The organism is Streptomyces sp. NPDC058246, from assembly GCF_042881985.1.
In the GTDB taxonomy this organism is placed as follows: Bacteria; Actinomycetota; Actinomycetes; order Streptomycetales; family Streptomycetaceae; genus Streptomyces.
The window spans coordinates 133715-145849 of sequence record NZ_JBHVWZ010000010.1; the positions used below are offsets into that span (position 1 = coordinate 133715).

The 12135-nt window shown below is 69.9% G+C and carries 8 protein-coding genes; 5 read left to right on the top strand and 3 right to left on the bottom strand.

Features of this window, described 5'->3' with window-relative positions:
* Positions 1-211 precede the first annotated feature (211 nt).
* The 5 genes from ACFVXA_RS17490 (at position 212) to ACFVXA_RS17510 (ending at position 8054) form a co-directional block, all read left to right on the top strand.
* Complete coding sequence (locus ACFVXA_RS17490; RefSeq protein ID WP_389467228.1) at positions 212-1858, top strand: penicillin-binding transpeptidase domain-containing protein; 1647 nt, start codon at positions 212-214, stop codon at positions 1856-1858.
* 297 nt (positions 1859-2155) lie between these two features.
* Entirely contained in the window at positions 2156-2965 is an 810-nt protein-coding gene (locus tag ACFVXA_RS17495) for a BTAD domain-containing putative transcriptional regulator (RefSeq protein ID WP_390025461.1), read from the top strand.
* Positions 2966-3297: 332 nt separating this feature from the next.
* A complete protein-coding gene (locus ACFVXA_RS17500) occupies positions 3298-4995 on the top strand; it encodes a hypothetical protein (RefSeq protein ID WP_362031469.1) in 1698 nt (565 codons plus the stop codon).
* 125 nt (positions 4996-5120) lie between these two features.
* Entirely contained in the window at positions 5121-6119 is a 999-nt protein-coding gene (locus ACFVXA_RS17505; protein WP_390025463.1) for an MBL fold metallo-hydrolase, read from the top strand.
* 264 nt (positions 6120-6383) lie between these two features.
* Entirely contained in the window at positions 6384-8054 is a 1671-nt protein-coding gene (locus tag ACFVXA_RS17510; protein ID WP_390025465.1) for an APC family permease, read from the top strand.
* A gap of 83 nt (positions 8055-8137) precedes the next feature.
* Here ACFVXA_RS17510 and ACFVXA_RS17515 read toward each other — a convergent pair whose 3' ends face one another.
* The 3 genes from ACFVXA_RS17515 to ACFVXA_RS17525 form a co-directional block, all read right to left on the bottom strand.
* Positions 8138-9586 (bottom strand): hypothetical protein, encoded by a 1449-nt coding sequence (locus tag ACFVXA_RS17515; RefSeq protein WP_390025557.1) that lies wholly within the window; start codon positions 9584-9586, stop codon positions 8138-8140.
* Between the two features lie 549 nt (positions 9587-10135).
* Positions 10136-10795, bottom strand: a complete 660-nt coding sequence (locus ACFVXA_RS17520) for a response regulator transcription factor (RefSeq protein ID WP_362031475.1) — start codon at positions 10793-10795, stop codon at positions 10136-10138.
* Entirely contained in the window at positions 10768-12057 is a 1290-nt protein-coding gene (locus ACFVXA_RS17525; protein ID WP_383739993.1) for a sensor histidine kinase, read from the bottom strand. Before ACFVXA_RS17525 ends, ACFVXA_RS17520 begins: the two co-directional genes overlap by 28 nt.
* Positions 12058-12135 lie beyond the last annotated feature (78 nt).

The window sequence follows — 12135 nt, forward strand, 5'->3', positions numbered from 1 at the left end:
CATTTCCTTCGGAGGTCTAGACCATTTAAACCGGGCTCTCGACCATTCTCGGCCAGGTGCCCCTGCTGTATTCGGCCGAGACGATTGCGCCGACAAGCGGAGGAGACCTCCACCCGCCACCATCGGCCGACCATTTCTTTCTTCTTTACCTTGTCTTGAACTATGTGTTCGGGGAGAGACCGAAGAGAGAGGGGCGATTAATCTGCGCCACATGAATCGTTCCGATGGTTACGTTGACTACCCGCGGTACGACAGGCGCCGGTCCCGTCGTCGCGCGGTTGTATCAACGTTTGTGGCACTTGCGGTGACCGCTGGAATCGGCTACTGGGCGTTCAACGCGCTGGCCGGGGACGACGGAGACGATCCCCAGGTAGCCGCGGCCACCGGACAGCTGGACAAGTTTCTCGACGCGTGGGAGGCAGGGGACGCCAAGCGGGCCGGCGGACTGACGGACACGCCGGACAACGCCTCGTCGTTGATCAAATCCGTCATGACGAACCTGAAGCCGTCGAAGACGGAGATCACCGCCGGTGCCGGGAAGAAGGAAGCGGAAGGGGAAGTCGAGATTCCGTTCACCGTGAAGATGTCCCTTTCCGGGGCAGGCGATTACCAGTGGACCTCGAAGGCGAAGCTCGTTCAGAAGAACGACCGATGGACCGTTGAATTCCATACACCGCTGATTCACCCGAAGATGGTTCCCGGGCAGACCCTCGCACTGGAGTCACGGGAGCGGGCCGCCGTACTCGACAAGAATGGCGACGAGCTCCAGTCCGCTTCTCTCGTGGGCGCCGTGGACCCCAGGACCGGCAAGGGAATCTCCGGTCTCCAGGCCCGCTACGACAAGCAGCTCACCGGCGGCACGGGCAGCGCCCGGTCCGTCGTGATCGTGGAACGCGAGAGCGGACGCGTCGTCAAACAGCTCACCGGCACGGGAAGCAGCACGGGAAAGCCGGTGCGGACCACCATCGACCCCGCAGTGCAGGAGGCCGCCGCCGAAGCACTCGACGGAGTGAAGAAGAACGCGGCGATCGTCGCCGTCGACCCCAGCAACGGCCACATCCTGGCTGCGGCCAACATGCCCTCCGGCATGAACCGCGCCCTGGAGGGCCGTTACCCGCCCGGCTCCACCTTCAAGGTCGTCACCTCCGCCGCCCTGCTGAAACAGGGCATGCGCCCCACCGACCGGGCGGACTGCCCGAAGTTCGCCTACGTCAACGGCCAGCGCTTCGAGAACCAGAACCAGTTCGTCCTGCCGTCGGGATCGACCTTCAAGGACGCCTTCGCCAAGTCCTGCAACACGTTCTTCGTCGGCGCGCGCGGGAAACTGTCGGACACGGCCCTGCACGACACCGCGGAGGCCTTCGGCATCGGCGGATCCTGGGACGTCGGCACCACGACGTACGACGGCAGCGTCCCGGCCACCACCAGCGACAACGACAAGGCGGCGTCCACCATCGGCCAGGCCCGCCTCCAGGCGTCGCCCCTGGTCATGGCCTCGATCGCGGCCACGGTGAAGGCGGGCGAGTTCCGGCAGCCCGTCCTGGTGCCCGACGCCGTGAAGAAGACGTACGAGGCCCCCTCCAGGCTCGACGCGAACGTGGTCGGCAGTCTGCGCGAGATGATGCGCGCGACCGTCACCTACGGCGCGGGCTGGGCCCTCAAGGACCTGCCCGGCGAGCCGCACGCCAAGACGGGCACCGCCGAGTTCGGCAGCGAGACCCCGCCGCGCACCCACGCCTGGATGATCGGCTACCAGGGCGACAGAAACATCGCCTGGTCGGTCCTCCTGGAGGACGGCGGGTCGGGCGGATCCGACGCCGGGCCCATCGCGGCGAAGTTCCTCAAGAACCTCAACTGAAGCCTCACCCATGGCCGATGCATCCACCCATCGGTGACCGATCGATCCGTGCCCGACCCACCGCTGACGCCTCGGCCCCTGGCTGAGACGCCGGCCCGTCTGTGATCGACCCATCCGCGGCCCACCAACGGTCACGGAGCATCTGAGAGCCAACGGTACGGGGGACAGATCCGCACGATTCCACGAAGCGTCACCGTGGCCGGCCGAGCCGCGCCGCCGGTGACGGTTCCCCCGTATCCGTCAACACGTCAGCCCCTATGGGGCGACGGCTTGATCCACATACAAGGGGGAACCGTCATGGACAGCAGGACCAGTGTGACGATCCAGCTTCTCGGCCCCGTGACCCTGTCGAGAAACGGCGTTCCGATACCCATCCGGGGTCAGCGACAGCGACGTTTCCTCGCTTCGCTGGCGATGAAGCCCGGACAGGTCACCACCAAGGAAGCGATCATCGAGGACTCCTGGGACGGCGAGCCGCCCCTGACGGTCTCCGGCCAGCTGCAGACCTCGGCCTGGATGATCCGCACCGCCTTCGCCGAGGCGGGGCTCACCCGCGACGCGCTCGGCTCGCACGCCCTCGGCTACGAACTGCGGGTCCCGGCCCAGCGCATCGACGTGTTCGTCTTCCGCGACGCCGTGCGACACGTACGCGAACTGCACGCCCGCGGCCAGCACCAGATCGCCTCCGAACGCCTCGACGACGCACTCTCCCTGTGGCGCGGCGCGGCCCTCACCGACGTCACCTCGAGCCGGTTGCGCATGAAGGGAGAAGCGCTGGACCGGGAGCGCATGGCGGCCGCCGAACTCCGCGCGCTGATCGACGTCGGCCTCGGGCACTACGGCGAGGCGATCTCCCAGCTGTCGGAGCTGGTCGACCACGACCCGCTGCGCGAGGACCTGTACGTCGGCCTGATGAAGGCCTACTACGGCGAGGGCCGGCAGGCCGACGCGATCCGGGTCTTCCACCGGGCCAAGGAGATCCTGCGCGAGCAGATCGGCATCAACCCGGGAGCCCGGCTCAGGGACCTGATGCAGGCCATCCTGCGACAGGACGACCAACTGCTGCGGGCCACGGGGATTCCGCTGTCGGGAGACCGGGTGGGGTGAGCACGCTCGTGGCGGGCGACGAGGACGCCTACCAGAGTCGCTCGGACGAGAACCCGCACGAGAGTTGATCGCAGGAGATCCCGCACGAGAGCCGCTCGGACGGGAGCCCGCACGAGAGCCGCTCGCACGAGGACCCGTACGACAGCCGTTCGCACGAGGACCCGTACGACAGCCGTTCGCACGAGGAGCCGTACGAGAGTTGATCAAGAGAACGCCCGAGTTGGATGGCCCGTGACCGACGCGGTTCGTCGGCCACGGGCCGGCGCGCCATCCCCCGGGTGCTCCGGCCCGTTCTCCGCGGACGCGTTCACAGGACGACCGAGGGAGCACACATGCGGCGCCGCACCGGCCAGCTGATGACCGTGGGCTTACTGGCCCTGCTGCCAGGCCTCACCGGTCTCACCGGACCGACTACGATCACCGCGGCGCGGGCAGCCGCCCCGGCACGGGCAGCCGAGGCGGCGCCCTGTCCGGCGCTGCCCTGCGAGGGCGCCGACCCGTCCGCCGTGGACTCCTGGGCGGCCGCCCCCAGGCTGGTCCGGCAGAGCACCCTCCCCTCCGGCGCCCGGGTCAAGCTGATGGCGGGCAGGCCCTCCTGGGACTCGGCCACCGAATACAGCTGGGTCGAGGGACAGTTCACCGCTGGCAAGGGCCGGACCTGGCTGGTCTACGAGTACAACGTCTTCGACGCCGCGTACGCCTACCGCACCCCCGAGCACCCGCGCTCGTACCGCACCACCCCCGGCACCACGGGCATGTTCGTGAAGTCTCCGCGCAACGCCGGTGAGGACGCGGCCGGTTGTGTCTCCGACGGCGCCGACACCGCCTGTGTGGGAGGCGTCAACGAGGAGACGGTCAAGACCGCTGCGGCCGAACCCTGCGACCCGGTGTGCAAGATCGTGGACCCGGCCACGCAGGACCTCACCACCTGGGACTACGTCTCCCGCCCCGACTACCGCAAGGTGACACTGCCGTCGGGCGCCTGGGTGCAGCAGGTGACCGGCAGACCGAAGTGGGACCGCTCACCGCACTTCGAGTGGGCCGAGGCCGGCAAGCTGCCGGCGGGCGGCAAGGTCTGGCTGGAGGAGTGGCAGGGCGCCGGCCGCTGGGGCGAGGTGTACACCCGGGTCACCGACCCCAAGTCGGCACGCACCACGGACGGTTCCACCCACGCCTTCGCGCTGAACAACGTACGCGCCTGCGTGACGGACGGCACCGACACCAAGTGCACCCAGGACGGCGACACCACCGAGCCCCCGAAGGCGCCGTGCGACACGCTGCCCTGCGCGGGCGTCGATCCGGCGACGGTGACCGAGTGGACGCCCAACGGCGAACCGACGGTGGTGGAGGACGCGAACGTCTACCAGGGCGGCCGGCTGACGATCTACGAGGGCCGCCCTGCCTGGGACCCGGCCCACGACTACTACTGGGGCACGGCCGAACTCCCGCCGCGCGCAGGGGTGAACGCCCAGCTGATGACCCACGAGAACAAGGGCCCGGACTTCCGCGCCCAGCGCCCCGTGCCGATCCCCGGCGCCTCCCTGACCGCTTCGGGCACCACGAAGATGTACGCGCTGAACCCGCTCGCGCCGGGGAACACGCAGATCGCCGGGCTGGTCTACGACGGCAAGACCTGGGCGTTCGCGACCCACCAGGGCGACAACATGTACCAGACGGACGTGGAGGGCCCGCCGGCTCCCTGCGCCGCACAGCCCTGCACGGGCGTCCCCGCCGCCTCCGTCACCGCCTGGCGGGCGGGCTCGTCCGCGTGGCAGACCGCGCGGCTGACGTCGGGCGCCCAGGTCGCGCTCCACGGCGGCAAGCCGACCTGGTCGGTGAGCGACTTCTACGCCTGGGCCCAGCTGACCCAGGCCTCCGGCACCGCCACGGCGTGGCTGGAGGACCGGGCCCCGGACGGCTCGTACCGCAGGGTCGCCGACGCCGGGACCCTGTCCGCCACCTCGGGCGAGTACGTCCGGGCATGCGTCTCGGACGGCACCGAGACGGCGTGCACGACACCGAGCGCGTAACCCTTTGCGCGACCCCAGCCGTCGCTCCCGCACCGCCGGCCCCAATGACCGAAAATCACCCCAAACGCCATCACCTGCCATAGCGTTCCTCGCACTCAAGGTCGTCACAGGGAGCGTGGCAGAACATGGCCGGGCGACGTACGGTCCTCAAGGGGGTCCTGGCGGCATCGGGGGCGGCGGCGTCCGCGACCGGACTGACCGGAGCGGCACCGACGTCCCTGCGGGGCGCGCCGTACTCCACCCCCGTACAGATGCGCTGGCTGGGCGTCTCCGGCTGGGAGATCGTCATCGACGGCCGCCGCAGCATCCTCTTCGACCCCTATCTGAGCCGGATGCCCTACCGGGACGCGCAGGGCGCCCTGGACCCGCGGCTGCCGCTGCGCCTCGACAGGGCGGCCGTCGACCGGGTGGCGGCACGGCATCTCACCGGGCCGCCCGAGCTGATCCTGGTCAGCCACGGTCATTTCGATCACGTGGCGGACGTACCGCAGCTGCTGGCGCGCCCGGAGTGGGAGAAGCACCGCATCCGCGCGATGTGCGACGAGACAGTGGGTCATCTGCTCACCGCGATGGGCACACCCCGTACCCGTCTGGACGATCTGATTCAGGTCAAGGGCGGCGAGTACCTCCAGTTCGACGGATACACCGTGGAGGTCTTCCGCAGCCTGCACAGCCAGCAGGCAGACCACGGCTACTTCGCCCCCGGCCGCCTGACCGCCCCGCCCCGGCGCCCCACCACGCTGGGCGACTTGGTCGAGGGCGACACCCTCGCGTACCAGCTGACCGTGGACGGCGGACCGACCATCCTCCTCATGGGAGCCAGCAACTTCGCGGAGCGCGAACTGTCCGGCATCCGCCCGGACGTCGCGGCGATCGCGATGACCTCCCACTCGGCCCTCCACCGCTACCTCGAGCGACTGCTCACCGCCACCGGCCACCCGCCCCTCCTCATCCCCACCCACCACGACGACATGACCACCCCCCTCACCGACGCTCCCTCCCTCCTCGCGGCGGCCACCCCCACCACCGCGGCCAAGGAACTCACCGCGGCCGCCGCCTCGGCCTCCCGGGTCCTCGGCCCCCGCCACCTGAAGGCCGTCGACATCACGGCGGCACTGGCCTGACGGGCCCGAGGGGGCCGAGGGGGCCCGGGGCCCCGAGGGGGCCCGGCGCGAACCTTGGCCCGACGGGAACCTTGAGGGGAGCCGGGCGGGACCTTGAGGGGAGCCGGGCGGGCCTTGGGGGGCCGGGCGGACCTTGGGGGGCCGGGCGGACCTTGGGGGGCCGGGCGGTCCGTGAGCAGGCCCTTCCGGTCGCTGACAAGCGGGTTCGTGCTGGACGGATCATGCTGGAAGCAGCAACTCCGCGTTCTTGGCCCGGAGGGCGCCATGAGCTTGCCTTCTACACCGGTCCCGCCCGCGGCGCACCCCCCGCCCGGACCGGGAGTGACGGACAAGGGGCTCAAGAGCGGCGCGCTGGGGCTCTTCGCCAGCACGGTGATCGGTCTGGCCTCCACCGCCCCCGCCTACAGCCTCGCGGCGACCCTCGGCGTCATCGTCGGCATCGTCGGCTACCAGTCACCCGTCGTGATCATCCTCGCTTTCATCCCGATGTTCCTGATCGCCTACGGCTACAAGGAGCTCAACCGGGCGGACCCCGACTGCGGCACCACCTTCACCTGGGCGTCCAGGGCGTTCGGGCCCCGTACCGGCTGGCTGGGCGGATGGGGAATCGTCGCCGCCGACATCATCGTGATGGCCAACCTGGCGCAGATCGCCGGCGCGTACGGCTTTCAGCTCGTGGGCGCGAACGGGCTGGCGCGGGACACCTTCTGGGTCACGGTGGTCGGCGTGCTGTGGATCGCCGTGATGACGCTGATCTGCTACGTCGGCATCGAGATCTCGGCGAACCTGCAGAAGCTGCTGCTCACCATCGAGGTCGTGGTGCTGTTCCTGCTGGCGATCACCGCACTGGTCAAGGTGTACGGGGGGACGGCGCCGAGCGTCTCGTCGGAACTCTCCTGGTCGTGGTTCAACCCCGCCCACATCGGCTCCCTCGACGCCCTGACCAAGAGCGTGCTGGCCGGGGTCTTCATCTACTGGGGCTGGGACACCGCGGTCTCGGTCAACGAGGAGACGGTCGACCGCGACCGCACCCCCGGACGCGCGGCCGTCACCTCCACCGTCATCCTGCTTCTCGTCTACCTCATGGTCACGACATCGGCGCAGGCGTTCGCCGGAGTGGGGGACCACGGCATCGGCCTCGCGAACCCCGAGCACTCCGGAGACGTCCTCTCCAGCCTGGGCGCCGAGGTCTTCGGCAGCGGGGGCTGGGGCACGGTCGCCACCAAACTCCTGATCCTGATGGTGCTCACGTCGGCCGCCGCCTCCACCCAGACCACCATCCTCCCGACCGCCCGCACGACCCTCTCGATGGCCGCGTTCAAGGCCATCCCGGACCGCTTCGCCCGAATCCACCCGCGCTTCCTCACCCCGACCTGGTCCACCGTGGGCATGGGCCTGGCCTCCATCGCCTTCTACGTCATGCTGACCCGGGTGAGCGAGAACGTCCTGGCCGACTCGATCGGCTCCGTCGGCCTCATGATCGCCTTCTACTACGGCCTCACCGGCTTCGCCTGCGTCTGGTACTACCGCAGGGTCCTCACGCGCACCCCACGCGACCTCTGGACCAAGGGCATCATGCCCGCCCTGGGCGGCGTCCTCCTGCTCTACTTCTTCGTCAACGCCTGCGTGGTCTACGCCGCCCCCGACTACGGCAGCACCTCCTGGACCTTCCCCTTCCCCCCGCACTGGCATCTGGGCGGCGTCTTCGTCACCGGCATCGGCGCCCTCCTCCTCGGCGCCGTGCTGATGCTCCTGTACCGCGCCATCCGCCCGACGTTCTTCCGCAAGGAGACGATCCCTGTGTCGGCGTACGAACGGGACGGGCCCGAAGGGGACGGGCACGAACGCGACGGGCACAAGCGGGACGGGCACGAACGGAACGGGCACGAAGGGGACGGGGACAAGCGGGACGGGCACGAACGGAACGGGCGCTGAGCTCAGGCTGGTTCAGGCCGCTCGTACACCGTCACCCGCCGCGCCGCTCATACACCGTCACCCGCCGCACCGCTCACACACCGTCACCCGCCGCGCCGCTCGTACACCGTCAGTCGCCGCCCGCGGACCTGCTCGTCCTCCACAGCTGTGAAGTACTTCTTCAGGACGGCGGCCTTCACCTTGTCCCGTTCCGCCGACACCGGCCTGGCCACCTCGGGCACGTCAGTGACCAGCAGTATCCGCTGCTGTGCCAGCATCGCGGAACGTATCCGGCCCGGTCCCGCCTCCTCGCCCTTCAGCGTCCCCGACGCCGTAGGGCCGGCCGCCAGCGCTATGTCCCGCAGGCCGGCGAAGGCGTCGGGGGAGACCAGCGCGGTGTCGCGCCGGGCCGCCGGTACGAAGAGGACCGCGTCCCCTGACTTCTTCAGCTGCCGCACGTCCGCCGCCACCGCCAGCACGTCGTCCACCCGGCTTGCAGGGGACCGCTTGGCGACCAACTGCGGCAACAGCGCCGCCACCGCCCCGGCGACGACTACGGGCACGAGCCACCGCGAGGCCTTCGGGGACCGCGGCCTGATCGACCGTACCGCCGCGCCCAGCGCCGCACCGATCAGCAGGGCCAGACCCAACATGCTGAACAGCACATAGCGGTCCAGGAACAGCGGCTGGATCAAAGAGAGCCCGATCAGGCCGATCTGCGGCACCGCCAGCAGCGGCAGTGCGACGGCCGCCAGCGACAGTGCGCCCGCTCGCGGCCGATCCAGCAGGGCCCCGAGAGCACCGATGGCCAGCAGGACCGCCGGGCCGATCATCATGTGCCACGTCAGCGGCGGGATCCAGGACACCTGGTCGGACTGGCGCCGGCTGAACAGGATCAAGGGCAGCGCACCCGCCACGGCGGCCGTCGCGGCCGTCGCCCAGCGTTTCCATGTCCCGCGCCGTGGCCGCGTCCAGAACAGTGTCCCCAGGTGCGCGGCCAGAATCAGCAGCGACAGCCAGTTCAGCAGCGCGCACAGCAGGACCGTGCCCCAGTACGCCGCCCAGTGCACCGTCCGGCCACGTCCCTGCAACGCGGTCACCAGCAGCAGTGTGGAGATGCCGGCCCCCGCCGCGATCAGGGCGTACGGGCGTCCTTCTTGGAGGTAGAACTGCACGGCCGGAAGCAGCCCGAGCGCCAGTCCTCCCCCCAGCCCCGCCCAGACCCCGGCCAGCCGGTGGCCGATGACGGTCACACAGGCCGCCGCCACCGCCATGGCCAGCACGGAGGGCAGCCGCAGGGTCGTCGTACTGGGCCCGAAGCATTCGAAGAGCCCGTGCATCAGCAGGTAATAGAGCCCATGCACGGCATCGACGTGCCCCAGCATGTGCCAGATGTCAGCGGCGGACCGTCCCGCCACCTGCCAGGTCGCGGCCTCGTCCCGCCACACGCTGTGCTGCCGGGACAGCCCCCACAGGCCGAGGGCGAGGGTCGACAGCAGCGGGATCAGCCAGACGGGCAGGCGGCGCCCGAAAATGGTGATGTGGCACGTCATGAAGGCGTTCAGGTCCTTGGGGTGGCGGTGGTGCGTACCGAACTCAGCCACGGACTTCCGTGAGAAGAGCCGTCCTTTTCAGGTGCGGGTGCCTGCCTGGTCGCCCCTGCGTGTTCGCATCGGGGCCGCATCCGAGCGGCGTGTCGCCAGGCACGTCGGACGGCATCTCGACCGCAAAGAGCGAGACGGGATCCGACCGTTGGCCACCTACCCCCGAGCGCCACCCCCGCCGTCGGTCAGCCGACCGGGTGGACACGGAAGAACATACGGGAGGGAACGATCTTCATCCACTGATTACAGACGTGAACAGAATCACGGCCGACCCAATGAACCCGGAGCTCGCCCCGCTACCATATTGTTCCCATTTGCGAGCAATTGATGGCCCATCAACTCTTTCAAGACCCCGCCCAGCACGAGACCCCGCCCAGCATGGGCTGTGCGCCGCAGTCGGCCCCGTACCCCCGTCGGGCGGGCGCCGTGCACCGTGCGCCGTGCGCCGTGCGCCGTGCACCGGCTGACGGCCTCGACCAGAACGGTACGGGCCCGACGTCACGCCCGCAGATAGGCGAGGACTGCCAGCACCCTGCGATGGGTTTCGGTCGCAGGCGGCAGGTCCAGCTTGGTGAGGATGTTGCTGATGTGCTTGCCGACGGCCGCCTCGGAAACCACCAGTTCGCGAGCGATCGCCCCGTTCGACCTGCCTTCCGCGATCAGGGCCAGGACCTCCCGCTCGCGCGGTGTGAGCCGCTCCAGCGGATCGCGGCGGCGGCGCAGCAGTTGGCGTACGACTTCGGGGTCGACGACCGTGCCTCCGTCGGCGACTTCGCCCAGGGCGGCCACGAACTCCTCGACCTGGCCGACCCGGTCCTTCAGCAGGTAACCGACGCCCGTTCCGTCGCCGGAATCCAGTAGTTCGGACGCGTACGTCCGCTGCACGTACTGGCTGAGCACCAGAACGGGCAGCGTGGGCCGACTCTCGCGCAGCTGTACCGCCGCGTGCAGCCCTTCGTCCTGGAAACCCGGGGGCATGCGCACATCGGTCACGACGATGTCGGGGGCGTGCTCCTCGACCGCGGCGGCCAGGGCCACGGCGTCGCCCACGGCCGCGACCACCTCATGGCCACAGCGGGTGAGCAGACCGACGAGCCCTTCCCGCAGCAGCACGCTGTCCTCGGCCAGTACTACGCGGAGCGGTCTGTCAGTTCGCAAGGAAACTCCACACAGAGCAGGGTCGGTCCGCCCGGTGGACTGGACAGAGAGAGTCTGCCATCCAGCACGGACACCCGGTCCGCGAGTCCGGTCAGTCCGCTGCCGGTCCCCGCGACCGCGCCGCCCCGGCCGTCGTCGGACACTTGCAGGAACAGGAGTCCGTCGCGGTACCCGCCGGTCACCTCCGCGCGGTTCGCCCCGCTGTGCTTGGCGATGTTGGCGAGCGCCTCGCAGACGACGAAGTAGGCGGCGGCCTCGACCGCCTGGGGCAGCCGCCCGGACAGCTCCAGTTCGACGTCCACGGGAACCGCGGAGCGGTCCGCCGCGTCAGCTACCGCCGCCTGGATACCGTAGTCCGCCAGGACCTTGGGGTGGATGCCGTGGATGAGTTCGCGGAGTTCCGCGAGCGCCTTGCCCGCCTCCTCTTGAGCCTTGGCGAGTTGGTCGGCGAGCGGCCCGGGCGGCGCGTCCAGGCGGGCCAGGCCGAGTGTCATCGTCAGCGCCACGAGTCGTTGCTGCGCCCCATCGTGCAGATCGCGCTCGATGCGCCGCCGCTCCGCCTCGAAGGCATCCACCAACCGGAACCGCGAGCGCGTCAGTTCCACGACCTTGGCCCCCAGATCGCTCTCGCGCGGCGCGATCAGCAGACGCGTCAGTTCTGCCCGGGCACCGGCCGCGACCCCCAGCGCATAGCCGCCCAGGACCAGGAGGACGAGCCCGAGTACGGCGATCCCGAAGGCCGTCGGCCAGGAGGTGACCGTCCAGACCTTGAGCACCTTGGTCTCCTGGCCGTCGCCGACTGTCGCCAGCACGAGCGGGGTCGCGATCATCGCCACGGGGAAGAGCAGGCCTACCGTGATCGCGAAAGCGTCGACCGGCCACAACAGCCCGGCGAACAGCAGCGCGTATCCGAGCTCCCGCCAGGTCGTCCGTTCCCTCAGCCGCGTCGTCAGCCATGGTCGCAGCCCGTGGGCGGCGGGCACCTGGTGCTGGTCGGCGACCGGGTCACGGTCGATCAGGCGCAGCCTGTGCCGCTCCGCCCACGCCACCGGGATTCCGGCGAGGGCCACGACGACGAGCAGCGGAAGCCCCACGAGCACGATGGCGAGTACGCCGCCGACCACCGCCGTGCTCACGATCCCCACGAGAGCGACAGCGCCGGTCAGCATGCCGGTGAGCAGGTAGGCGACCGACCGCCACGGCCATGCCGAGAGCAGGAAGCCCGGCCCGGCCATGGCCTGCCACACATTCCGAGGGTGCATGCCGTCACCGTAGAAGGTCCGGCCCGGCCGGTGCCATCGGTCCAGGGGGCGGTCCGTGGGTAGGGCCGGCCCTACCTC

Bases quoted from the DNA above. Each gene is read 5' to 3' on its own strand.
- ACFVXA_RS17515 (WP_390025557.1), bottom strand. From the start codon at position 9,586: ATGACGTGCCACATCACCATTTTCGGGCGCCGCCTGCCCGTCTGGCTG.
- ACFVXA_RS17495 (WP_390025461.1), top strand. From the start codon at position 2,156: ATGGACAGCAGGACCAGTGTGACGATCCAGCTTCTCGGCCCCGTGACC.
- ACFVXA_RS17525 (WP_383739993.1), bottom strand. From the start codon at position 12,057: ATGCACCCTCGGAATGTGTGGCAGGCCATGGCCGGGCCGGGCTTCCTG.
- ACFVXA_RS17510 (WP_390025465.1), top strand. From the start codon at position 6,384: ATGAGCTTGCCTTCTACACCGGTCCCGCCCGCGGCGCACCCCCCGCCC.
- ACFVXA_RS17490 (WP_389467228.1), top strand. From the start codon at position 212: ATGAATCGTTCCGATGGTTACGTTGACTACCCGCGGTACGACAGGCGC.
- ACFVXA_RS17505 (WP_390025463.1), top strand. From the start codon at position 5,121: ATGGCCGGGCGACGTACGGTCCTCAAGGGGGTCCTGGCGGCATCGGGG.
- ACFVXA_RS17500 (WP_362031469.1), top strand. From the start codon at position 3,298: ATGCGGCGCCGCACCGGCCAGCTGATGACCGTGGGCTTACTGGCCCTG.